This window comes from Bacillus sp. MM2020_4, from assembly GCF_011250555.1.
GTDB lineage: Bacteria > Bacillota > Bacilli > Bacillales > Cytobacillaceae > Neobacillus.
Window position 1 is genome coordinate 41,721 of record NZ_JAANMZ010000009.1, and the last position, 24,819, is coordinate 66,539.

The window sequence follows — 24,819 nt, forward strand, 5'->3', positions numbered from 1 at the left end:
GGGGATTCTTTAAATAACAAGACATATATCATAGGAATTTAAGATATATGACCGTCTCCCGTTCAACTAGGAGGCGGTTTTTCCTCTTTTCAACTTCGACAAACCTTTTTGCTCCAAGTTTGTTAAAGTACCTGGAGCAAAGAATTCGTTCGTAGAACGAAACCTGTCTATATCAAAAAGATCTGATTGATAGAACGCACAAACACGAACATCTTTCAGGATTTTAGAAATATATGCCCACTGCGCCCAATGATGCATACCAGTTATCTTCTCCGGTAAAAGTGCATGCAATACTGGTGGGAGTATCTCTTCAAAACCTAGTGCCCTCCGGGCTATAACAAAACTAGCCGCTTCATGAATGGATATTCCAAATCGCTTCATGTATTTCATTTTTCCTATTTGACTTGTATATGCAGGGTTTACTTCAAATACTTCCACACCCATTTTTACAGCTCTTGATTGAATGGCAGAAATCATTTTGTTATAGGCAAACATAGACATCATCATGTTTCTCTTCTTATTGCCATAAGCACTTGAAACTTTTGATTTAGTCGTATCCAATTTTTCAAGAGCAATCGGTTTGTTTTCGCGAAAAGCTGCGTTTACCACTTCAATCGCTTCAACCTCAATAACTTTCGTAATTTGATTGGATAATTTTCCTAGAATCTCAAATTTTAGCGACCATGAAGAAATAAGTTGGCCCTTATTGTTCACATTTGAAATGGCAAAATGGTCAACGTTACAATCTATACCAATAATTCCGTCCGCTTTAGAATAATTTACAAATTCATTTTTTTCTTCAGTAATAATGCATTTGAATATGTAATATTCGCCATGATCTTCGATAGACCAAGCGATTGGTTTTCCGTACTGCTTTTTATTTTTGCAATTTTTTTGAATAGAAATTGCTGCTTCAACTTTTTCTTGTCCATAGGGGAAAGAAATTTCTTTGACTTCAACTAACACACCTGAAGGAGTTTTATAAGTTAAGGAGTGGGTTTCAATATCGTAGTTAAAAACAAAGTTTCCAGAAGCAGCATCTTTACGTCCAGATATAACCATTGTCTTGTACCGAGAATCGTTCCATTTATTAGTCCACTTTTCGTGATTACTCTTATAGATATCCATGGTGTATTGCAATTTAAATAATTTCTTGGTACCAAAAACAACGCTTGAAATTACTGTTTTCAAACGTTTTAATTGTTCTTCAAACTTATGTAACTTGAAAGTCAAAAAACCGATTTTAGTGTTTGTCCGACTAACTTGAATATCCAAATAAGCATGCTCAAATTGATAAGCATGATAATAGATATCTGTTTTCTTTTTAAATTGCACCACAAAATAATTCCCTAATTTTTGTTCTCTAGATTTTTGAGGGAAGGATGGTTTTCCGTTAACAAAACTTGATTTCATTTTTTTCAACTTACTAAGTTTTGTTTTTTCACTTTTTAGCTTCTTTTTAACAGATTTAATCTGTTCTTCTTTATTTGCAATATAGAGTTTGTTTAACTCTGTTAAAGACTTTTGTTTTGCATTTGCTTCTTGAAGGGCGCAATTTGCAAAATAATCATCAAGTTGAAATTTTTCCTTTATAGTGAGGTGAAGGGATTTATTTCGTTTGCTTTTTCCTGACCTTTTCTCTTTTACCAACGTGTTAAATGAAAAATGTTTAGCTTTATTGAACAAAAAAAGGGCATGACTGGTAGCGTCAACAAACTTTTTATCCAATGTATTTTTATATACACGATTTGTAAAGTATGCATTTGTACCCATTTGTTATGCTCCTTTGGAAATCATTTATATATTCCATTATAACAGAATATACGTTCGACCTCCAACGAAAACTCTCCTTCGGACGGGCGATTCATCCCCTCCCTACTCATTGGGCTTCGCCCTTCACACTCCTTGAGGAAGGGGTCTTCTCGCCCAAAACGATAAAGTCAAGGGTCAGTCATTTAAGCACAGTGCTTAATGGGCTGACCTTTTCTACGTCTTAAGTCCGATATAAAAATCAAGCTCTAGCGCAATTATGAAAAGCGGTGGAAAAAGGTAAGATGAAATCAAGATAAAGAAAGGAGTGAAAAACAAAATGAAAAAATTTGGTTTATTGGTTGCTGGGGGGATCGCAGCTGTCATCTTACTTTCAACAATTGGTCCAATGGTGGGGTTACTTGTCAGCCTAGTGCTCCTGTACTTCATCTTCAAACAATTTTTAAAAACTACATCTATAGGTGGAAAAATTGGTCTTGGGATCGTCGGTTTCATTGTCCTCATGGCCTCCATCCATAACGTCCCGGCCATCATTGGCGTGGCAGCAGCCTATGTGCTTCTCCTTGTATATAAAAAATGGAATGAGAGCAAACACACGAAAATGAAAGAAGAATCTGACCCATTTGTCAATTTTGAAAAACAATGGAATGAATTAAAAAATTAATATAAATTAAAGGAGAGAATAACGATGACAAACTTATTTACGAGAATTAAAAATACTATTACAGCTGATCTGCATGAGGCAATGGATCAAAAAGAAAAGAAAAATCCAATTGCACTGCTTAATCAATACCTTCGTCAATGTGAGCAGGAAACAGAGAAGGTAAGAAAGTTATTGGAACGTCAATATACATTGAAGGATGAATTTACGAGAGAATATCATCAAGCGGCGGAATTAGCTGAAAAAAGAAAATTCCAAGCAGAAATTGCTTCTAAAGCAGGGGAAACGGAGCTAAATCAATTCGCTTCAGCAGAACATCAGCAATATGCCGACAGGGCAAGCCGCTTACGTGCATCACTTGAACAGGTAAAAGAGCAGCTTGGGGACTTAGAAAGAAAATATGAAGAAATGAAGCACAAGCTAAAAGATATGAACCTAAGAAGGATGGAATTAATGGGCCGTGAAAATGTAACCCGTGCGAACCTTCGTATCAACCAAGTGCTTGATTCCAATACGTATTCAGATAAATCCTACTCAAAATTTAAGGACATTGAAAACTATTTGGATCGCTTAGAGCATCAAGTGAACAGCTCCTTCTACCGCAACACCATCGATTCACGAATTGCTCAACTAGAAAAAGACATGAAATTGGAAGAAAGCAAGTCCATTTAATAAGTAAAAATGGTATTCTTAAGAGGCGTAGTCATTCTGCGTCTCTTATCTATATCAAATTCAATAAAAAGGGAGGGTGGGCTGATGTTTAAAAATGAAAAAAACGATTATATTGGATGGCTGGTTATTGTCGGTATTGTCATTCTGCTCCTAGAGATTTTATTTTTTAACAGAGGGCTGATATTCTCTCTTTTTATTTCAGGCGGAATGATTTATCTCGGACGTAAAAAGACGGGAAGAAGATTAGGCAAACTCCTTTTTATCGGCGGGATTATTTTCTTTGTTCTTAGTATCGTCAATATGATGACGTTCAAATTTTTGTTATTAGCGATTTTATTGCACTTTTTCATCCAGTTTTTAAGTTCTAAAAAGCAGCCTAAAAAAATATCACCTGAAATCGTTACACCGGAACCCGCTCAGCAAGACGAAACCTTGATTAAATCGGAGCCGTTGTTTGGAAATATTTTCATTGGGCAACAAAAAACGCCCGATACTGTTTATGACTGGAAGGATGTCAATATTCAGACTGGAATCGGTGATACCATCATTGATCTCAGCCTTACGATGCTGCCCAAGGGGGAAACGGTGATTTTCGTGCGAAATATCATCGGTAATATCCAGATTCTTGTCCCCTATGAAATTGATGTCAGTATCCATCATTCTGGTGTAATTGGCTCGACAACTGTTTTCGGCAAACATGAATCGAAGATGTTTAATCAAGTGTTTCAGTTGAAAACACCTAGTTATGATCAATCTGAACAAAAGGTGAAGATTTTTACTTCACTTGTCGTGGGGAATTTAGAGGTGAGCCGGATATGAGTACGACGGGGCGTCAAATTGTCTGGAGTGTCGGTTTCTCCTTCCTCATCGCCATCATCATTGGAGCCGTTTTTATTTTTGTCTTCCCCTTACACACCTGGTCGGAATTATGGAATAAGCATTTCATGGATATTCCAATCGTTATTTTTGTTCCTGCTTTTAGCATCGCGATAGGAATCCTATTAGGTGGGGCGCAAGGCTTTTTTTGGCGAAAGCAGTTTCTCAGTATTGAACACTCTTTGCACCAATTAGAAGAAGGTCGTTCGTTGGAAATGAAAGAAAAGCCTCCCGTTACGGAAATGCAAGTGATTGCCGAGCGGATTGATAAAATTGGTAAACAAATGTCAGAACAGGCGAAGCTCTCACAACGATTAGCGACCGAAAAAGTAGAAGACCAGGAAGCAAGAATTCAGGAAATCATCGAACAGGAACGGAATCGTCTTGCACGTGAGCTCCATGATTCTGTAAGCCAGCAATTATTTGCCGCATCCATGATGATGTCTGCGATTAATGAAACGAGGGGGCAGCCTGAAAATGATCGTGAAGCCAAGCAATTGAAGCTGGTAGAAGAGATGATTCATCAATCCCAGCTTGAAATGCGGGCATTGCTTTTACACTTACGTCCGGTCGCCTTAAAGAATAAAACGCTGCAAGAAGGAATTGAAGAGCTTTTAATCGAATTATCTCAAAAGGTAACAATGGATATTAAATGGAAGGTGGAAGCTTTTCCGTTAGATAAAGGGGTAGAAGATCATCTTTTCCGTATTTTGCAAGAGTCCGTCTCAAATACCTTAAGGCATTCCAAGGCAGGTATGCTAGAGGTCCTACTGGTTAAACGGGATGACCTTGTCATCCTAAGGATTGTTGATGACGGAATTGGCTTTGAGGTAAACGAAATGAAAGCGGGTTCCTATGGGATGCAAAATATGCATGAGCGCGCTGTTGAAGTAGGCGGTACATTGAAAGTAATTAGTGTTAAAAATAAAGGAACGAGGCTCGAAGTGAAAGTTCCGGTGATGATTAATGGAGATGGTGACAATGATTAGAGTGGTATTTGTTGATGACCATGAGATGGTGAGGATTGGTGTGTCCTCCTATTTATCAGCACAGCCAGACATTGAAGTTGTCGGTGAAGCGGCTGATGGAAAAAGAGGTGTAGAACTTGCACTCGAACTTCGCCCTGATATTATTCTCATGGATTTAGTGATGAAGGAAATGGATGGAATTGAGGCAACAAGGCAGATCATTGAACAATGGCCTGAGGCAAAGGTTATTATCGTAACAAGCTTTTTAGACGATGAAAAGGTCTATCCTGCGCTTGAAGCCGGAGCAACCAGCTATATGCTGAAGACTTCCAAAGCAGGTGAAATCGCCAACGCTGTCCGCGCTACATACCATGGGCAATCCGTCCTTGAACCGGAAGTGACTGGAAAAATGATGGTGAAAATGCGCCAAAAGAATACCCATCTGCCACATGAAGACCTAACAAGTCGGGAATTGGAAATTTTGCTATTGATGGCAGAGGGGAAAACCAACCAGGATATTGCGGATCAATTATTTATCGCCCTAAAAACGGTTAAAACCCATGTCAGCAATATTTTAAGCAAGCTAAGTGTACAAGACCGAACGCAAGCTGTCATCTATGCGTTTAAACATTCATTAATAAAATAAAACCCTTCAACCTTCCATGCGAAAATTTGGAAGGTTTTATTTTTTGAAAAAGCAATTGAAAATTCTTCTCAATTACTGTTATTATAGATAATGAAAATCATTATCATTACAAATATGATTTATGGGGGAATTACATACATATGAAACTAGTGAAAGTATCAGGAATTTTATTATTATCTAGCAGTCTTTTATTTGGATGTTCAAATACGGATAAAACGGCAACAACAGAAAAGGTAAAAGAAACAAAGAATACAGCATCCGAAGTACTAAAAGGGGTAACAGATGAATACCGTCAATATGCAATAGGGGAAATTGAAGAGTTTGTAAAAGCAACAGAGGCTTTTACGACTGCAGTAAAAAACGGTGAAATTGATAAAGCGAAGGCGCTTTATGGACCGGCACGAATGCATTATGAGCGTGCAGAACCGATAGCAGAAGTGTTCGGCGACCTTGATCCGAAAATTGATGCCCGGGAAGGTGATGTTCCTGAAGCAGAATGGGGCGGTTACCACCGGATTGAAAAGGGTTTATGGATGGAAAACACAACCAAGGGATATGAGCAATATGCTGACCAGCTGATGAAAGATGTGAATCTATTACGAGCGAAGGTAGATACGGTTGAGGTTACACCCGATTTGCTAATCACGGGGGCAGTGGATCTCTTAAATGAGGTATCCACTTCAAAAGTTACAGGTGAAGAAGATCGTTATTCACATACGGATTTATATGATTTTGCTGCGAATGTAGAAGGGGCAGAAAAGATTTACCAACTATTAACTCCGGAATTAAAGAAAAAGAATGAAGACCTTTCAAAGGAAATTCAAACACGTTTTGATGAGATTTATCGTTTATTAAACCAGCAAAAAAATGGTGATGCCTACAAGCTTTATACCGAATTATCAAAGGAACAAGTGAAGGAGTTTAGCCAGGCGATTGATGCGCTTGCAGAACCGTTGTCACAAATAGGAATTGTTACGGAGGCGTCTTAATTGACAGAGAATACGAACACACAAAATGACTCTGTTCTTAAAGGAACAAAGATATCAAGAAGGGATATCCTTAAAACAGCCGGTGTGGGTGGTGTAGGTGTAATCCTCGGTGCATCAGGACTTGGTGGTTTGCTTTCGCTTAAAGAGGGGAATGCGGCGACACTAAATTCAAAGGAAATCATCCCGTTTTATGGCGAGCATCAAGGTGGAATCACAACAAAAACTCAGAATCATGTATATTTTGTTTCCTTAGATGTGACAACTTCCAAAAAAGCGGAACTAGTGAAACTATTTAAGGATTGGACAAAGGCGGCTGCATTGTTAACAGAAGGAAAGGCCGTTGGAGAGCTTTCAAGCAATGAATTTCTCCCGCCAAAGGATACAGGTGAAGCAGCGGGTTTATCACCATCTAATTTAACGATTACCTTTGGTGTTGGCCCCAGTCTTTTTGTGAGAGACAACCAAGATCGTTTTGGACTAAAACAAAAGCAGCCAAAGGAATTAGTCGATCTTCCTAAATTTCCACTTGATGCATTAGAAGAGGCATGGACTGGCGGTGATTTATGTATTCAAGCATGTGCCGATGATTTGCAGGTAGCTTTCCATGCCGTGAGGAATCTAATTCGGATTGCTCGGGGCAAGGCGGCATTGCGTTGGGCGCAAACAGGCTTCCAACGAACAAAACAAGCTGATCCAAAAGAGGAAACACCGAGGAATTTGTTTGGCTTCAAAGATGGTTCAGCAAACCCGGATGTAAAAAGTGAAAAGCAAATGAATGAACATGTTTGGGTACAGCCTGGGGACGGTCCTAATTGGTTAGTGAACGGCAGTTACCTTGTTGTTCGCCGGATTCAAATGTTTATTGAAGTATGGGATCGGTCAACATTGAAAGAACAAGAGAAAACCTTTGGCCGCTACCGTGATAGCGGAGCGCCGCTTGGACAAAAAGATGAGTTTGAGCAATTGGACTTTGAGAAGAAAACAGAACAAGGTGAATACATCATACCTGTTGATTCACATACGAGACAATCACATGGAGATGGTTCTCAGAAAATTCTCCGTCGGGCATACTCCTACTCTGATGGGATGGACGTGAAAACAGGCAGCTTTGATGCAGGGCTTTTATTCCTTTGCTTCCAGCGGACACCGAGTAAACAATTTATCCCTATCCAAAATAGGTTAGCTAAAGTGGATAAACTAAATGAATATACATCGCACAGAGGTAGTGCTATTTTTGCATGCCTACCGGGAGCAAGACAAGGTGGATTTATAGGTGAGACCCTTTTTCATTAATTGTTTCCCTTTTTACAGAGGAGAGAGATAGATGCCACGATTAACGAAGATATGTAAGCAAATTTTATTACTAACTTCATTTTTGGTATTATTCCAAAACATACATCCAGCGGCAGCTGCTGAAAATCATGATGAACTATTTGTCCTGATTGGTGACAGTTTAATGAAGGCAAAAGCTGGGGATCAAACTGTTGTTGCGGAAAATATGAAGCAATTTGCTGATGAATGGCTGGCGATAAAGAAAGCTGACAGCAAACAGGCAAAAATGGTTGACCAACAACTTAAAGAGGTTCAAAGAGTACTAGGCGAGGGTAATGTGGAAAATGAGATACTTTCAAAAAGCCTTTCGTCCCTTTCAAGTGCAGTTGTGCAATATGAGAAGGAACAAAATCCAACAGATAAGGCAAAAGGAAAGGAACAGGTAAAACAGTTACTTCCACTAATCAACAATTTAAAAGCATCGATTGAAAAAGGAGATACTGCTAGTTTAAAAGGTCAATACCAAACATTATTAAATGAGTGGACTGCCTCTGAAAAAATTGTCCATGATGAGAGCATTGCCGCATATGGGAATATTGAAAAATACACGGCTCTCATTCGAATCGCAATTACTCAGGAGCCAGCTGATCTAGAGAAGGCCAAGCAGAATGCGGAACAATTAACAACAGAGGTAGACAATTTTTTAGCGGGAAAAACGTCGAAACAGCTTGAAGGAAACTATTCACTAACCAACGTATCGAACCTTTTAACCCAAGCCGAAAAGCAAATCTCGGAAAAGGATTATCAAGGCGCCAGCAGCCAATTAACCGAGCTCCTTACTATTTGGCCAATGGTGGAAGGTGATGTTTCTACCAGAGATAGCAAGTTATATAGTGATATTGAAACGAAAATCCCAACTGCTATTAGTATTCTAAACTCTGAAAAGGTAAATGCAGAAAAGGCAACTGATATCGTGAAGGAACTAAACACACGTCTTGCGCCGTTATTAAGTAAAACCAATTATTCCTTATGGGATGCCGCCCTTATATTATTACGTGAAGGATTAGAGGGACTATTAATTATCGTAACGTTAATTGCTTTTTTGAAAAAAATGGGGCAATCATCGCAGCAAAAGTGGATTTGGGCAGGGGTGATTGCCGGTTTATTAGCTAGTGCAGTCCTGGCTGTCATTATCAACATCGTTTTTTCAAAGATCGTAGCCGCTTCAAGCAGGGAATATATTGAAGGATTAACGGGTGTTGTCGCAGTTGTTATGATGCTGACAATAGGGGCGTGGCTTCATAATAAATCGAGTATTGGCAACTGGAATAAGTACATTAATCAGCAAATGCAGCAGGCGATTGCCAAAGGGAGCCTTCTATCATTTGGCTTCATAAGTTTTCTGTCTGTATTTCGTGAAGGTGCCGAGACGATTATTTTTTATACAGGAATTACCCCCTATATTAGTTTAGCGCAGCTGACGGCAGGAATCCTTTTGGCCATTGGTATATTAGCAATCGTGGGCTTCCTCATTATTAAATACAGTGTAAAAATTCCGATTCGCCTATTTTTTAAAGTGGGTACCCTGTTAATTTACTTCTTGGCTTTTAAAATCCTTGGAATCAGCATTCATGCCTTACAGATTTCGAATGTACTTCCAACCTCGACGGTTGAAAACCTGCCGTTTATTGACTGGCTCGGACTGTATCCGACATGGGAAACAACGATTAGCCAATTAGGGTTACTTGCCGTGATTGTTTTCATGACCTACCTGGTTAAAAGAAATTCTGATAAACCACTCATTACCACAAATGTTTAAAAAGGGCTATTCCATTAGCCCTTTTTTTCGTGGGAAAAAATCTCCTACTATTCAAGGAACTTGTCTCATAAGTTATTGTTAGAGATGAAAAAAAGGAGATTAGAAAAATTGGCTATTTACTATAAGGGAATTTTCTTTTTAGCTGCTGCTGCTTTTTTAGGGGAAGGAATTGAAGTCTTGGTGAACATGATTCTTGCAAGGGAGTTGGGATCACATGGATTAGGGCTATATATGTCCATTTTGCCAACCATCTTTTTAATTGTGTTACTGTCCAGCTTTGAGCTGCCTGTATCTATTTCCAAATTCATTGCGGAAAAAGAGGAACGCTACCACCGAAATATCCTCTATCACGCATTAACGATTACGATTATTTTCACCAGTATCCTGTTTTTGGTTGCTGCAGCGGTTATCCCGTTTATTCCGGTATTTAATACGTATCATCCCTATATTAGATGGCTTGTGATGATTCTCATTCCAGTGATTGCCTTCACCTCCGTGGCTAGAGGCTATTTTATGGGGCTGCAGCAGATGGGGAAAATTGCCGTTTCCAATTTTTTACGAAAAGCCATTCAATTAGGCGCCCTGTTTGTCCTGTTCCGTTTTTTCTCGTTTAACGCGGAATCATCGCTGTTAATTGCGATCGGAACATTGATTGGCAGTGAAATTGTCGTGTTTCTTTATTTAGTTTACATGTTTATCATCCAATTTCAGCAGCTGAAGCGTCAGCCATTCTCCAATATCAATAAGAAGATTGTTCGGAAGAACTTAATGGCGGTATCTATTCCGACGACCGGCTTACGATTATTTTCAGCTTTCACCGGTGCAATTCAGCCGTTTATCATAAAGGCGGCATTAGTTCATTCCGGTTTGACCGACACTCTTGCGACTGAGCAATTTGGAATGCTAATGGGTGTGGCGGTATCGATTGGGTTTTTCCCAGCCTTTATTGCCCACTCACTAATGATCGTCCTCATTCCGGGTGTATCGAAAACTCATTCGCAAAAGGATTATTCCACACTCAGAAAGATGCTACAGCAGGTGATGAAACTGACCTTGCTATACGGTGTTGCGGCGGTGACCATTTTCTATCTATTTGCCCCGCAATTAACGTCTCTTTTTTTCAAATCAGAGCTATCAGCCATTTTTCTGCAGCTGCTATGGCCGTTTTTCTTATTTCATTTTTTCATCATGCCATTGCAGGCCTTTTTAATTGGCCTCGATCTGATTAAGGAATGCTTTATCCATATCATCTGGTCGACGATTATTAGTTTTGCACTCATTCTTTGGCTGGGATCCTCCCAAGGATGGCAAATGAATGGGGTTATTATTGGAATGAATACCGGGTCAGTTTTATTGGCGATGATGCATTACTTAACGGTCTGTAAGAAGATTGGGGTTTCTGTTTTTCTAAAAGGTGCAATCCCAAAGGCAAGTGAGTGATAAAAATTTTCCGAATGAGTGTAGGGGTTGAAGCGGTCCTTTCCGTCTAATGAAATGAAGATGTTTGTAGAAAAGGAAAGGACTTAGAAAAATGAAATCATTTGACGATTTAGTTCATGCATATGGAATCGCTATATATAAATATATATTTTCGTTAGTCGGTCATAAGGAGTTAGCAGAGGATCTATATCAAGAGGTATTACTCTCCGCCTATTTAGCATATCCTTCCATTAAGGAAGAGTCTAAATACAAAAGCTGGCTGTTTACGATTGCGGTTAATAAATGCCGTGATTACTGGCGGAAAGAAAAAAAGTCGAAACAATTTTGGAAGGAAGAGGTCTATTCTTATTCAGCCGCGTGCGAACCAATATCCATTCCTGAAGAGGATGTCTTACATAAATTATCTGCGGAACAACTGGCTGAAAAGGTGATGACATTACCAGAAATATATCGTTATCCTATTTATCTCTATTACTATCAGGATCTAACCCTTCTAGAAATTGCTACGAAAAGTAATCTGCCCATGTCAACCGTCAAAACCAGAATGAGACGGGCAAAGGAACGATTACGGCCAAAAATGCTCTCACTTGCTTAAGACTACATTTCAATTTTTTAAAAAAGGGGAATGGTCAAATGACTGGAAAAGGAATGAAAAATATTCCTGTGCATTTACAGCCATATATTTCAAAGCAATATTATCATTGCTATACACCGATAGAGCATGCGGTTTGGCGCTTTGTCATGAAACAGAATCATTTTTTTTTAAAGGATATCGCCCATCCTGCCTATGTAAATGGTTTAAAGGATTCAGGAATCAAGACCGAGTCGATTCCGAAGGTAGAGGACATGAATACAAGCCTGGAAAAAGTGGGCTGGGGGGCAGTTACCATCGATGGGCTCATTCCCGGTTCAGCATTTTATGGCTTTTTAGCAGAGGGGATTCTTCCGATTGCAACAGAAATACGAAACATCCACAACATTGCCTACACACCCGCGCCGGATATGATTCACGAAGCTGCGGGCCATGCGCCGATTTTGTTGGATGAATCGTATCGTAAATTTGTGAGAAAAATTGGTGAAATGGGTGCCAAGGCACTTTCCAGTAAGGAGAAGCTAGAAGTATTTATGGCCGTTCGCCATCTAACAATTGTCGCGGAGGATCCTAACTCCACCTCTGAGCAGGTAAAGGAAGCAGAAAAGCAAGTTGCTGAAGCGAGAACGAAGGTAAAAGGATTAACGGAAGCAGATCAGGTTTCAAGACTGTTTTGGTGGACGGTTGAATATGGCTTAATTGGTGAGCTAGACAATCCTAAGATTTACGGGGCAGGGTTACTGTCGTCAGTTGGGGAGAGCCAAAGCTGTTTGAAAGACGATGTCAGGAAAATTCCCTTTTCGATTGAAGAGTGTACCATGACTCCATATAATGTGACAAAGCCACAGCCACAGTTATTTGTTTGTAAGACCTTTGAAGACTTAGTAGCAGCGGTTGATCAATTTGCTGCGACAATGGCCTTTCGAAAAGGCGGAACGGAAAGCCTAGATAAGGCACTGCTAACCGATAGTGTGGCAACGATGGTGTTTTCTTCCGGGTTGCAAGTATCCGGCACGCTGGATACGATTTTGAAGGATAAATATGGTGAAGCGGTTTATTTCCGGACGAAGGGGCCAACTGCATTAGCGTTCAACAATAAGCAGCTGGGTGGCCATGGGAGAGAAACACATCGCAAAGGCTTTGGGACACCAGTTGGTTGTCTAGAAGGGAATATTGTACTTGAGGATTGCTCTGCGGAGCAGTTACAAAAATTAGGAATCATAGAACAAAGGATTGCAAAATTAACATTTCAAAGTGGTGTAAAGGTAAAGGGGACTGTAAAAAGGATTTTGCTGGCAGAGGGAACCCCCATCTTAATTTCGTTTAGTAATTGCAAAGTGACTTATCAGGGCAAGTTGCTGTTTGAACCAGCCTGGGGGACATTTGATATGGCCGTCGGGGCTAATGTTTCCTCTGTCTTTGCAGGTGCAGCTGATCCTAACAATTACTATGATATTCCTTCAAATGAGGAAGGAGCGGAAAAGGTTGAGCAACAGGGCTGGAACGAACTAGAAACCTTATATGGGGAAATTAGGGGCTTGCGTGAGGGGCAGGAGTGGGATGAACAAAGAGTAGCACAGGTCTTAACTAGTTTAGAAGAAAAGTATCCAAAGGAATGGCTATTGCGTCTTGAAATTTTAGAACTCTATAAAATGTACCATGCAGATCATCCACAAATTGCCCTCATCGAGGAACGGCTACAGACTACTAATTGGGATGCTTCCGTTAATCAAATGATCCAACGGGGGTTAACGTTAATTCTTAATAGCTAAAAAGAAAAGGGGCTTGGATTACCAAGCTCCTTTTAGAGTTAATCTCTACTATTTAATATTCCAAATATACGAAGAATACTTACGAATAGGTTAATGAAATCTAAGTATAAACTTAAGGCCATTAATGGCACATCTTCTGCTCTCACGCCGTAGTTTTTCATGCGGTTGATATCAAATAGAACATAACCACTGAATACTAAAACTCCGATAAAGGAATAGGCAAGCATTCCTGTAGAACTAAGCGGGGAGAACATATTAAATAGTCCAATCGCCACCATTGCCAGCAGGGCAGCAAGTAAGAACCCCCCTAAGAAAGAAAAATTCCGTTTTGATTTTGCAGCGTAAATCGAAATACCGCTGAAGACAATTGTTGTTGTAGCAAATGCCATGATGACAACATTTGCACCTGCCGTTGCAGCATAATAAGCGACAATGGGATAAAGTGTAATCCCCGAGATAAACGTAAAAATATATAAAAATGAATAAGAAATGGCCTTTTTACGTCTAAAGAAGACAGCAGCGAGAATCATTACAAATTCCAAAATAGCTAACGGTAAAAATAAGCTAGGCGGTACATATACTCCTGCCATTGTGCCAAGAAAGGCAATTGCCAGAGATAAAGCAAACGTGCGTAGGACGGATGGCATATATTCTGCTGATGTTTGTGTATACAATTTTCTTCACCTCTAAAATGTTTTCTTACTAGAAATATACGAGGAAGTGGTCAAGATGTTTCATTTTTTCTTAAAATTTCTTTCTCTTCTTTTAATAAGTCGCGAATTTCAGCTAAAAGCTCTTCACTGTGATCGACTTTCACAGGGGCAGGTACTGCCTCTTCTTTCTTTTTAAAGCGGTTGATGAACTTAACAAACAGGAAAATGGAAAAGGCAATGATAAAGAAATCAACGACTGTTTGAATAAACGATCCATAGTTTATTTCTTTATAATGTAATTCTTTGAAGTCGACGACCCCAATAAATAACGCAATAATTGGCATGATAATATCTGCGACAAGGGAAGAAACTATTTTTCCAAAGGCTGCGCCAATAATGACTCCAACAGCTAAGTCCATGACGTTACCCTTCATCGCAAATTGTTTAAATTCTTTCCACATATATAGTCTCCTTCGAAATGGGATTTTCTTAAATGTCCATTTTATCCTCTAACCAACTTGAAATGCAATATCGAACCTAGTGAATCAGCCAATTTTACTATAAAGGAATAAGCAGGTGTCGATAACACCTGCTCAAAGTATTGTTTAAAAAGCCCAATTTCCTGCTCTGAATATTGCTTCTGATTTCCCATCTGCAGTAATTCCGTCGATGTCCATTGCTGCCGACCCAATCATGAAATCAACGTGGGTAATACTTTCGTTTAGTCCATTTTTAGATAATTCTTCGGAGGTCATTTTTTTGCCGCCTTCGATGCAGAAGGCGTAGGCACTTCCAATTGCTAAGTGGTTTGATGCATTTTCATCAAACAATGTGTTAAAGAAAAGAACATTTGATTGTGAAATCGGTGAATTAAAAGGAACAAGCGCCACTTCGCCAAGATAATGAGAACCCTCGTCTGTTTCGACAAGACGCTTCAAGATTTCCTCGCCTTCTTCAGCTTTCACACCAACAATTTTCCCGTTTTCAAACGTAACTGAAAAACGGTCAATAATATTTCCACCGTAGCTTAATGGTTTTGTGCTTGCTACTGTACCATTTACACCGGTTTTTAATGGAACAGTGAAAACTTCCTCTGTCGGCATATTGGCCATAAATTCAAAGCCTTTTTCATTCACACTTCCAGCTCCAACCCAAAGATGTTTCTCCGGAAGTTCGATCATTAGGTCAGTGCCAGGTGCTGAATAATGAAGCTTCTGATAACGCTTTTCATTTAAATAGTGTACTTTCTCATGAAGGGCTTCGTCATGCTTCTTCCAGGCATCAACTGGATTTTCAACATCCACTCGAACTGCTTTAAAGATGGCATCCCACAACATATTGACTTGGGTTTCAGCAGGCGCATCCGGGAATACTTTTGCCGCCCATGCCTCAGATGGCACAGCAATGACCGTCCAGCTCACTTTATCGGATTGGGCCGCCTTGCGGTAATTTCCCAGGGCTTTTCCTGCAGCTTTATTGAAATTAGCAATCCGCTCAGGGTTCACGCCTTTTAACAAATCAGGGCTGGAAGAAATAATCGACATAAAGGCTGCGCCTGAATCCGCAAGGTCTTCCATTTCCTTTGCACGCCAAATAGGGTATTCGGTGAAGGCTTCATCTGGAGCAAGCTCATACCTTGTTCTCGTAACTGTATCGTCATTCCAGTTGACAACGACATTGTGGGCACCTACTTCGTACGCCTTTTTGACCACTAGGCGGACAAATTTTGCAGCATCTAATGTTGCCTGGACGACTAATGTTTGTCCCCGTTGAACATTCACGCCGACCTTGACGGCAAGCTCAGCATATTTTTCAAGCTTTGTTAAAAAGTCACTCATATGTATATCTCCTTTTTCAGAATCTTCCTATATTGTAGCGGTTTTAATTGGAAAAGGAAACCACAAACCCCTGCTATGTCTTTACAAAAAACGAGTATATCCTTCCACGCCACTCCGACCCTTTTTCACAAAAAAACAGTAAAGATTTGCATCTTTACTGTAGCTTGCTGCCGTATACTTTTATATTAAAATAAACCCCTGCGGAAAATAGTACTAGGAATGTAATAATGCCTGACAATGATGTTGGAGCCATGAACTGTGATAATTCCATTCATTTCCACCGTCCTTATAATTAGAACCTTGAATAGATTAATTATAATATGAAAAGGGGCAAATGTGAACAATTTAGTACAATTTTTTGACGAATATTTGAACTTTTTAATGATCAATAAAAAAAGCACCATGAAGTGCTTTCTCAAATAGTGGTACTCGTTTTTTGTTTTTCAAAAGTATGAAACATAACCCAATATATTCCAGCGCTAACGAGTGCCAATAGGAAGAGAACAAAGAATGTCCATCCATAGCCAATCCAAACCGTCAATGGAATCGACAAGGGCGCAATGGTCCGACCGATGGTAAACCGCAAGCTTGCGGCTGCAAAATATTGACCTCTCATATGCTCCGGTGCAATCCTGGAAACGAAGCTTTGCTGCAGGCCGGCGCCCATTAATTCCCCAAAGGTGAAAACGGCCATCGCCATCATTAAGCCCCAAATCCAGTGTGTCTGGCTAAAGATAACGATTGATATGGCATAGACAACTGAGGATAGGACAAACACGTTCCTTTCATAATATTTCCCCATCCATTTTGTCACGAAAACGGTCAGCAGGGCAACAAGGAAGCCGTTCTCAGCAAGAACAATTCCAAATGCCTGCTCGCCTTTAACGATAAAGGACCAGTCACCAATGGAGAAGAGGGTTTGACTTTTCACAAAATCCTTAATGTAAACAGGGATTAATAAGTCTAATTGCATAAATGTCTGCCCAGCCAAAACACCTGCAATAATAAAGAGCAGGAACGTTTTATCTTTTACAATCAGCGCATAATCCCTTAGCTGATTTTGTAAAAAGTAATACCATTTCGCGTTGTTTGAAAGGGAAATAGGCTTTTGAGCAGGAACGGTTTCCCGCGTCCATTTTGCTAGAATTAACCCTAGTAAAATACATACTGCTCCAGCAAAAAGCAATAGCTGAAAGCGGTAGTGAACATAGAAAATGGCTCCCAGTATGGGCCCGATAACAACGGCTATATTAATAGATGTATAAAAAATCGCAAACACATCACTGCGATGCTTTTCCTTTACAACATCGGCAACCATGGCTTGGCTTGCAGGCCAGTAAAATGAACCGAACACACCAGCAATGGCAAACGAGATAAACCCTAACCAAGGCGATTGAAACCATGGGGAACTCGCCAATGCGAAGCTTAAAAAAGAGAGGCCTTGTCCAATTGCGGAGAGGACCATCATCCGTTTTCTGCCAAACCGGTCTGCACAATATCCACCCATCAGGTTGGCAATGACTGAAAAGATTTGTGAAAAAACTAATAATAGACCAGCTTTGTTTTTACCAAATTCCTCAGCAAAGTAAATCGTCAAAAACGGAAAAAACATCCAAAAGGTAATATTCATCATCGCTTCAGCAAACAAGCGGACTTTTAAATTTGTATCCCAATCCCTAATCCTCATTCTGTATCCTCGTTTCGATAGTTCTGCCAATACATCATACTATCCAGATAGAAGGTTATTCAAGAAAAAAATGACAAACGACGTATAGGCTCCTCCATTGGAAATTTCGGAATTACTGATTCCATTTGGGACGTATGCTATATTTAACATATGGAAATTTGAAAGGATGTTTTAAATATGGTAAAAAGTGTAGTCATTGCTGAAAAACCTTCTGTCGCACGTGACATTGCTCAGGTGCTTAATTGTCATAAAAAAGGAAACGGGTATCTTGAAGGAAATAACTATATCGTCACGTGGGCCCTCGGGCACCTAGTCACACTTGCGGACCCGGAAAGTTACGATGTCAAATATAAAACATGGAATTTAGAAGACTTGCCTATGCTGCCTGAACGATTGAAATTGACTGTCATTAAGCAAACGGGAAAACAGTTTCATGCGGTTAAAAGTCAACTGATTAGAAATGATGTCAAAGAAATAATCGTGGCAACAGACGCAGGGAGAGAAGGAGAATTAGTTGCTCGGTGGATTATTGATAAGGCAAAAGTCAATAAACCGATCAAACGTCTATGGATCTCATCTGTTACCGATAAAGCGATTAAAGACGGGTTCGCAAACTTGAAACCGGGTAAGTCTTATGAAAATTTATATGCATCAGCGGTCGCTCGTTCAGAAGCTGACTGGTATATCGGTCTTAATGCAACACGGGCATTAACAACTCGGTTCAATGCTGGGCTAAACTGTGGCCGTGTGCAAACACCTACTGTTGCGATGATTGCGGCCCGTGAGGATGAGATTAGAAGCTTTAAAGCACAAACCTATTACGGTATCGAAGCCCACACAAGAGACCAATTAAAGCTAACCTGGCAGGATGCAAAAGGGAACGGCCGCAGTTTTGAAAAAGAGAAAATCGAGGCGATTGTAAAAAAACTAGGGAAACAAAATGCCGTTGTTACGGAAATTGAAAAGAAGCCGAAGAAGTCTTTTTCTCCAGGTCTTTATGACTTAACAGAATTACAACGCGATGCGAATAAAATCTTTGGATACTCGGCAAAGGAAACGCTAAATATTATGCAAAAACTGTACGAACAGCATAAAGTTTTAACGTACCCAAGGACAGACTCACGGTTTATCTCATCAGATATTGTGCCAACCCTACCAGAACGACTGAAAGCATGTGGAATTGGTGAATATCGCCTACTAACGAATAAAATCTTAAAAAAGCCAATCAAGGCTTCTAAATCTTTTGTTGATGATAGCAAGGTATCCGATCACCATGCCATAATTCCTACTGAAGGTTATGTTAATCTTTCAGCTTTTACAGATAAAGAACGAAAAATTTATGATTTAGTGGTTAAACGCTTCTTAGCCGTTCTATTCCCGGTATTTGAGTACGAGCAATTAACGCTTCGTGCAAGAATCGGTGAGGAAAACTTCGTTGCTAGAGGAAAAACCATTTTATCACTTGGCTGGAAGGAAGTTTACAATAATCGACTTGAAGAGGACGATGAAAGTGACGATCTGAAAGAACAAATATTACCACGAATTGAAAAAGGTGATACCTTAGACGTTAAACTAATCGCGCAAACATCAGGTCAAACGAAGCCGCCTGCCCGCTTTAATGAAGCAACATTACTGTCGGCAATGGAAAACCCAACGAAGTATATGGATACGAAAAATAAACAACTGGCAGAGACCTTAAAATCAACAGGCGGGCTTGGTACTGTTGCAACCCGCGCGGATATCATTGATAAGCTTTTCAATTCATTTTTAATTGAAAAGCGGGGCAAAGATATTCATATTACCTCAAAAGGCCGTCAATTGCTGGACTTAGTGCCAGAGGAGCTGAAATCACCGACTTTGACGGCCGAGTGGGAACAAAAGCTTGACAAAATAGCCCAGGGCAAGTTGAAAAAAGATGTGTTTATTAGCGAAATGAAAAACTACACAAAAGAAATTGTAGCTGAAATTAAAGCAAGTAATAAAAAGTATAAGCACGACAACATCTCGACAAAGAATTGTCCTGATTGTGGAAAACCGATGCTTGAAGTGAATGGTAAAAAGGGGAAAATGCTCGTCTGCCAAGACCGTGAATGCGGCCATCGTAAAAATGTTGCCCGTGTCACAAACGCTCGCTGTCCAAAATGCCATAAAAAGCTTGAGCTGCGGGGTGAAGGGGAAGGACAAGTGTTTGCCTGTCAATGCGGTCATCGTGAAAAACTATCGGCATTTGAAGCACGCCGCAAAAAGGAATCTGGCGGTAAAGTCGATAAGCGGACAGTCCAAAAGTATTTGAAAAACCAGCAAAAGGAAGAAGAACCTTTAAATAATGCGTTAGCAGAAGCATTAAAAGGGTTGAAGTTTGACTAATAGGATACGTAAAGGGCTATTCAAGAAGAATGAAAATCTTCTTGAATAGCCCTTTTCTATATTATTCTGCTAAAGTGTTATCGTGCTAAAATTCAGAAAATTTAGTTGACATCTAGGGTTTTCTTCACATACAATAATTATCAACCTAATAGTTTATAGAATGGACTGATCCCAATGAGGCATCGCCGAAGAATGGTACAAAATTTATTTACTTTTATAAAAGAGGCTGGACTCCCAATCAAGTAAGATTCGGAATCCAGCCTCTTTCTTTATTATACTAAAGTGGTAGAGGAGCGAGAAATATGATTACACTGACAGGTAACAGTCTAACACTAGAGCAAATGAAGGATGTTTTATACCGCAAGCAAAAGGTCAACGCATCAGAAAAGAGTATGGAAGCGGCTCAAAAAAGCCGGGAAGCCGTTGAGAGAATCGTTTCAGAATCGCGTGTAGTTTATGGGATTACCACAGGATTTGGAAAATTTAGTGATGTGTTGATCGATAAGGATCATGTACAAGACTTGCAGCTTAATTTAATACGCTCTCATGCATGCGGTGTAGGCGATCCATTCCCAGAGGTTGTTGCTAAAGCAATGGTTCTCTTAAGGGCAAACGCACTTTTAAAAGGTTATTCGGGAATTAGACCGCTTGTCATTGAAAAGCTATTGGAATTAGTGAACAAGGACATCATCCCTGTTATTCCGCAGCAAGGATCCCTTGGTGCAAGCGGTGATTTGGCGCCGTTATCGCATCTTGCTTTAGTGTTAATCGGTGAAGGCGAAGTGTTTTATAAAGGGGAAAGAATGGAATCTCTTGAGGCGCTTCAACAAGAAGGCATCCTCCCTGTAACTTTAGAAGCAAAAGAAGGGCTGGCCCTTATTAACGGGACACAGGCGATGACCGCAATGGGGGTTGTCGGTTATTTGGAAGCAGAGCAGTTAGCACATGAAAGTGAACTGATTGCCTCTATGACCATCGAAGGGTTAAATGGAATTATTGACGCATTTGCTGAAGAGGTACACATCGCAAGAGGGTATAAACAACAGATCGATACAGCGGCAAGAATCCGCCGCTACTTAAGCGACAGTTTATTAACAACCCAGCAAGGGGAAATAAGAGTCCAGGATGCCTATTCGCTGCGCTGTATCCCACAAGTACATGGTGCTTCATGGCAAGCACTTGATTATGTAAAAGAAAAACTAGAAATAGAAATGAATGCAGCAACCGATAATCCATTAATTTTTGATAATGGTGAAAAGGTTATTTCCGGAGGAAACTTCCACGGACAGCCAATTGCTTTTGCCATGGATTTTATGAAAATTGCGGTCGCGGAATTAGCCAATATTTCGGAGAGACGCATTGAAAGATTAGTTAACCCGCAGCTAAATGACCTACCGCCATTCTTAAGTCCCGAGCCCGGATTACAATCTGGAGCAATGATCATGCAATATGCGGCCGCGGCATTGGTTTCTGAGAATAAAACACTTGCCCATCCCGCAAGTGTTGATTCGATTCCATCATCAGCAAACCAAGAGGATCATGTGAGTATGGGGACGATCGGGTCAAGACATGCGTATCAAATTATTCAGAATGTCAGAAGAGTGCTGGCTATTGAGCTGATTTGCGCAATGCAGGCTGTAGAAATTCGTGGAGTAGATAAAATGGCAAGTCATACAAAAATGTTCTATGAAAAGGGACGGGAGCAGGTTCCATCCATTACGAAAGACCGCATTTTTTCAAAAGATATCGAAAAAGCTGCAGAATGGTTAAAAACAATAGAGTTTTCTCAACTCGTGGCTTCGCTTGCGATCGAATATTAATAGGCAAAAATGAAAAGGCGTGAATCATTCACGCCTTTTTATATCTAACAGGGTGGTTGCGCTTTTTTACTCCATTTGTTCCGGCAGCAAGCGGGCGGTATCTCCCCGACCCTCGTCTTCCTCGACTCTATTTTTAAATGCTTCTCTGGTAACAAGGAATTCTTCATCCCCAATGGCTTCCTTTGTATGCTTTTCTGTTACACTATTCATTGGAAACTCACCAGGATGATTCTTCTTTTTATGTTCAAAATGCTCTCCTCGTGCCATACGGACCACTCCTTTCGTCATCACCTGTAGCATTCCCGAATATTTAAAAAAAATTACGAACGAGTAGAAAAAAAGCTGGTAATAGAGTGGTTATTCACTCATCACCAGCTTTTGTTTCTGCTTTATCAGGTTTGCACATCCTGTCAAGAAAATAGCCGGCAAACACAATGAATGCAATCGGAATTGAAAAGTTTAGGACATGAACAACAGTCATAGCATTACTTCACCGCCATTTTTGGAATATTAATAATATTAAGTATATTTATATGTTGTTAATATTATATGCTAACTGTCACAATTTAGACAAATCTATTTAACATAAAAATGGCAGGCGTTCTCTTTTTATCGCTACTTTTACATTGATTCAAAGGCTTTTTTAATTTTGTAGGATTATGGGATATTTTGTTAGAAAAAGAAGTTAGAAAATTTACAATACTGACAAAATATAACACCATGTTAGTAAAGGACTAGATATAATGAACATATCATTTAGTTGAATAAGTAAATCGGCCTAGCAAGGGAAAAGCGAAAAAGGTAATCGGTCATGTATTAGTTGTACTGGTGACAGAAAAAGGCAAACTTGTTGAAAAGCAGGGACGCAAAGCCGAGGATCTAAGGCAGGTTTTTAACTGCTACGGTGGCCGGGCTGCCTGGAATACGAATCGTATTTTAGGAGTGAGAAAAATGATTATTACAGAAAGTGAAGTGGATGTAATCGATCAGGAATGGATGGCACTAATACTGGAAGCAAAGGATCTTGGACTATCAATTGAAGATGTACGTGATTTTCTTAATCGAGACAACCAGGATGAAAGCTGACGTACATACTAAATAAAAAAGCATTCAACAAAAAATGACATTTTTTGTTGAATGCTTTTCTTTTCGGGATAAAACAGTTCCTATTCGTTATTGTTTTGGTTAATCCGCCACTTATTGAATTCGAGAAAGTCGCGAAATTGATCTTTTGAAATGCCTGAGCTCATGGCATCTTTGACTAGATTCATCCAATCGTTATCTAATGTATCCTTATCGATTTGCTCATGTATTAAATGTTCAACTGGAAGATTTAATACAGCAGCAATTTTTTCGAGAAACTGAATAGAAGGATTCTTTTGCAGATTTCTTTCAAGGGAACTTAAATAAGATTTAGCCACTCCTGCTTGTTCAGCAAGTTCGGATAGTGACATTTTCTTTTCTAAGCGGAATTTTTTAACACGGTCACCAATCATTGAGCCTCACACACCTATTTTTAATATTAATATGTTCATTCTACCAAATAGAATGGAAAAGTACCATATTAAGAACATCTGAATGTTACAATATAATGAACATGGAAATAGTCGTTTCGAACCTGCAGTAAAAATTTTTGAAAAAACGAGTAGATAGAGGTAATATAAAATGTGTTGTCAGCCAAGAGCACGCTTTTACAAAAATGATATGCCGTGCTGAATCATATTGTTAAATATACATAAAATGAAACAAAAAAGGAAGGGGATCCTCCTATATGATCATTCTTAAATCACAACGTGAAATTGAAGCAATGAAAAAGGCTGGAGATATTCTTGCAGCCTGTCATAAAGAAATAGCAAAATTAATTAAACCAGGTGTCACAACTTGGGAAATAGAGGAGTTTGTTAATAAATTTCTAAACGAAAACGGAGCGACACCGGAACAAAAGGGATATAAGGGCTATGAATATGCAACATGTGCCAGTATCAATGACGAAGTATGTCATGGCTTTCCAAGAAAAGAACCCTTAAAAGAAGGGGACATTGTCACAATTGATATGGTGGTTAGGTACAATGGGGCTTTGGCCGATTCGGCATGGTCTTATGCAGTTGGCCAGGTTTCGGAGGAAACAGATCATTTATTACAGGTAACAAAGGAAGCCTTGTATAAGGGGATTGAACAGGCCGTGGCAGGCAATCGAATTGGGGATATTGGCCACGCCATTCAAACCTACGTTGAAAGCCAAGGGTTGTCTGTTGTTCGGGATTTCATTGGTCATGGGATTGGTGCGGTGATTCATGAGAAACCAGATGTACCGCATTATGGCTTGCCCGGTAAAGGCGCGAGAATTAAAGAAGGCATGGTTTTTACCATCGAGCCAATGGTGAATATCGGTAGATATCAAACAAAGATGGATAACAATGGATGGACAGCTAGAACCTTTGATGGAAAATATTCTGCTCAATACGAGCATACACTTGCGATTACCAAGGATGGCCCCATCATCCTAACTGAACAGAAATAAACCAAATTAAGATGCAGAAGAACCGTCCCCTGCTTCACTGCTTCAATTGTCCAAAGAAAAACCCGTTATTTGGCACAATAACGGGTTTTTTCTTATTTCTTTCTAAGATTTCCAAGCTCTTCGACTAAGGCCTGCATTTCATTGGGACTAAATGAATTCTTTTTCATGACCATATCGTAAATTTCTTTTAATTCTTCATACATTTCTTCGTCAAAGTGTGAAGGCTTGATAGCTCCAAGGTTTAGCACTCTTAATTTATCCTTAATTTGTTCAATCATATATTCGACATTTTCTACAGATCTTACTGATAAATTCATTTCGGGCACCCTTTCCGAATTAATAATCCAATCTTTTCATGTTAAAAAGTATCTGTCAATACAAACTTCCTTTGAAGTTTAGTTTAACCATAGATAGGGAATAAAAGTTACCGTGTGAGACTTGCATAGGAAGGTTACA

At 39.7% G+C, this 24,819-nt stretch carries 23 protein-coding genes and 1 riboswitch; of the genes, 15 read left to right on the forward strand and 8 right to left on the reverse strand.

Going from position 1 to position 24,819, the window contains the following annotated elements; all coding sequences use genetic code 11:
* Positions 1 to 66 precede the first annotated feature (66 nt).
* Positions 67 to 1,773 (reverse strand): IS200/IS605 family accessory protein TnpB-related protein, encoded by a 1,707-nt coding sequence (locus G6554_RS08845; protein WP_242637814.1) that lies wholly within the window; start codon positions 1,771 to 1,773, stop codon positions 67 to 69.
* 316 nt (positions 1,774 to 2,089) lie between these two features.
* Here G6554_RS08845 and G6554_RS08850 point away from each other — a divergent pair, with 316 nt between their 5' ends.
* The 11 genes from G6554_RS08850 (at position 2,090) to G6554_RS08900 (ending at position 13,477) form a co-directional block, all read left to right on the forward strand.
* Entirely contained in the window at positions 2,090 to 2,434 is a 345-nt protein-coding gene (locus G6554_RS08850; protein ID WP_166240856.1) for a lmo0954 family membrane protein, read from the forward strand.
* A gap of 24 nt (positions 2,435 to 2,458) precedes the next feature.
* Positions 2,459 to 3,103 carry a PspA/IM30 family protein gene (locus tag G6554_RS08855; protein WP_166240858.1) on the forward strand — a complete coding sequence of 215 codons (645 nt, stop codon included), beginning with the start codon at positions 2,459 to 2,461 and terminating at the stop codon, positions 3,101 to 3,103.
* An 84-nt stretch (positions 3,104 to 3,187) separates the two neighbouring features.
* A complete protein-coding gene (gene liaF / locus G6554_RS08860) occupies positions 3,188 to 3,922 on the forward strand; it encodes a cell wall-active antibiotics response protein LiaF (RefSeq protein WP_166240860.1) in 735 nt (244 codons plus the stop codon).
* On the forward strand, positions 3,919 to 4,968 hold the full coding sequence (locus G6554_RS08865; protein WP_166240862.1) for a sensor histidine kinase: 1,050 nt from the start codon (positions 3,919 to 3,921) through the stop codon (positions 4,966 to 4,968). The genes liaF and G6554_RS08865 overlap by 4 nt, the downstream gene beginning before the upstream one ends.
* Positions 4,961 to 5,593 (forward strand): response regulator transcription factor, encoded by a 633-nt coding sequence (locus G6554_RS08870; protein WP_166240864.1) that lies wholly within the window; start codon positions 4,961 to 4,963, stop codon positions 5,591 to 5,593. The genes G6554_RS08865 and G6554_RS08870 overlap by 8 nt, the downstream gene beginning before the upstream one ends.
* 140 nt (positions 5,594 to 5,733) lie before the next feature.
* Positions 5,734 to 6,582: an iron uptake system protein EfeO gene (gene efeO / locus G6554_RS08875; RefSeq protein ID WP_166240866.1), complete on the forward strand. Its 849-nt coding sequence runs from the start codon at positions 5,734 to 5,736 to the stop codon at positions 6,580 to 6,582.
* Positions 6,583 to 7,875 (forward strand): iron uptake transporter deferrochelatase/peroxidase subunit, encoded by a 1,293-nt coding sequence (efeB, locus tag G6554_RS08880; RefSeq protein ID WP_166240868.1) that lies wholly within the window; start codon positions 6,583 to 6,585, stop codon positions 7,873 to 7,875.
* A gap of 31 nt (positions 7,876 to 7,906) precedes the next feature.
* Positions 7,907 to 9,673: an FTR1 family iron permease gene (locus tag G6554_RS08885; protein WP_166240870.1), complete on the forward strand. Its 1,767-nt coding sequence runs from the start codon at positions 7,907 to 7,909 to the stop codon at positions 9,671 to 9,673.
* Positions 9,674 to 9,781: 108 nt separating this feature from the next.
* Positions 9,782 to 11,113 (forward strand): polysaccharide biosynthesis protein, encoded by a 1,332-nt coding sequence (locus G6554_RS08890; protein ID WP_166240872.1) that lies wholly within the window; start codon positions 9,782 to 9,784, stop codon positions 11,111 to 11,113.
* Positions 11,114 to 11,204: 91 nt separating this feature from the next.
* Positions 11,205 to 11,708, forward strand: coding sequence for an RNA polymerase sigma factor (locus tag G6554_RS08895; protein ID WP_166240874.1), 504 nt, complete (start codon positions 11,205 to 11,207; stop codon positions 11,706 to 11,708).
* A gap of 38 nt (positions 11,709 to 11,746) precedes the next feature.
* A complete protein-coding gene (locus G6554_RS08900; RefSeq protein WP_166240876.1) occupies positions 11,747 to 13,477 on the forward strand; it encodes an aromatic amino acid hydroxylase in 1,731 nt (576 codons plus the stop codon).
* Positions 13,478 to 13,515: 38 nt separating this feature from the next.
* Here G6554_RS08900 and G6554_RS08905 read toward each other — a convergent pair whose 3' ends face one another.
* The 4 genes from G6554_RS08905 to G6554_RS08920 all read right to left on the reverse strand — a co-directional run bounded on the left by G6554_RS08905 (position 13,516) and on the right by G6554_RS08920 (position 17,655).
* Positions 13,516 to 14,151, reverse strand: coding sequence for a Bax inhibitor-1/YccA family protein (locus G6554_RS08905; protein ID WP_166240879.1), 636 nt, complete (start codon positions 14,149 to 14,151; stop codon positions 13,516 to 13,518).
* 50 nt (positions 14,152 to 14,201) lie between these two features.
* Positions 14,202 to 14,591 (reverse strand): large-conductance mechanosensitive channel protein MscL, encoded by a 390-nt coding sequence (gene mscL / locus G6554_RS08910; protein WP_166240881.1) that lies wholly within the window; start codon positions 14,589 to 14,591, stop codon positions 14,202 to 14,204.
* A gap of 144 nt (positions 14,592 to 14,735) precedes the next feature.
* Positions 14,736 to 15,968, reverse strand: a complete 1,233-nt coding sequence (locus tag G6554_RS08915; RefSeq protein WP_166240883.1) for an aminopeptidase — start codon at positions 15,966 to 15,968, stop codon at positions 14,736 to 14,738.
* A 415-nt stretch (positions 15,969 to 16,383) separates the two neighbouring features.
* A complete protein-coding gene (locus G6554_RS08920) occupies positions 16,384 to 17,655 on the reverse strand; it encodes an MDR family MFS transporter (protein WP_166240885.1) in 1,272 nt (423 codons plus the stop codon).
* 177 nt (positions 17,656 to 17,832) lie between these two features.
* On the opposite strand from G6554_RS08920, the gene G6554_RS08925 reads away from it, so the two are divergent.
* Positions 17,833 to 20,022, forward strand: a complete 2,190-nt coding sequence (locus G6554_RS08925) for a DNA topoisomerase III (RefSeq protein ID WP_166240887.1) — start codon at positions 17,833 to 17,835, stop codon at positions 20,020 to 20,022.
* 302 nt (positions 20,023 to 20,324) lie between these two features.
* Entirely contained in the window at positions 20,325 to 21,842 is a 1,518-nt protein-coding gene (gene hutH / locus G6554_RS08930; protein ID WP_166240889.1) for a histidine ammonia-lyase, read from the forward strand.
* Between the two features lie 66 nt (positions 21,843 to 21,908).
* Here hutH and G6554_RS08935 read toward each other — a convergent pair whose 3' ends face one another.
* Positions 21,909 to 22,109: a hypothetical protein gene (locus G6554_RS08935; RefSeq protein ID WP_166240891.1), complete on the reverse strand. Its 201-nt coding sequence runs from the start codon at positions 22,107 to 22,109 to the stop codon at positions 21,909 to 21,911.
* Positions 22,110 to 22,672: 563 nt separating this feature from the next.
* Positions 22,673 to 22,763, forward strand: a riboswitch (cyclic di-GMP riboswitch).
* Between the two features lie 30 nt (positions 22,764 to 22,793).
* On the opposite strand from G6554_RS08935, the gene G6554_RS08940 reads away from it, so the two are divergent.
* A complete protein-coding gene (locus tag G6554_RS08940) occupies positions 22,794 to 22,928 on the forward strand; it encodes an anti-repressor SinI family protein (protein WP_166240893.1) in 135 nt (44 codons plus the stop codon).
* An 80-nt stretch (positions 22,929 to 23,008) separates the two neighbouring features.
* Here G6554_RS08940 and G6554_RS08945 read toward each other — a convergent pair whose 3' ends face one another.
* Complete coding sequence (locus G6554_RS08945; protein ID WP_166240895.1) at positions 23,009 to 23,338, reverse strand: helix-turn-helix domain-containing protein; 330 nt, start codon at positions 23,336 to 23,338, stop codon at positions 23,009 to 23,011.
* Positions 23,339 to 23,613: 275 nt separating this feature from the next.
* Here G6554_RS08945 and map point away from each other — a divergent pair, with 275 nt between their 5' ends.
* Positions 23,614 to 24,363: a type I methionyl aminopeptidase gene (gene map / locus G6554_RS08950; RefSeq protein WP_166240897.1), complete on the forward strand. Its 750-nt coding sequence runs from the start codon at positions 23,614 to 23,616 to the stop codon at positions 24,361 to 24,363.
* Between the two features lie 92 nt (positions 24,364 to 24,455).
* Here map and G6554_RS08955 read toward each other — a convergent pair whose 3' ends face one another.
* Entirely contained in the window at positions 24,456 to 24,680 is a 225-nt protein-coding gene (locus G6554_RS08955; protein WP_166240899.1) for a DUF1128 domain-containing protein, read from the reverse strand.
* Between the last annotated feature and the right edge of the window lie 139 nt (positions 24,681 to 24,819).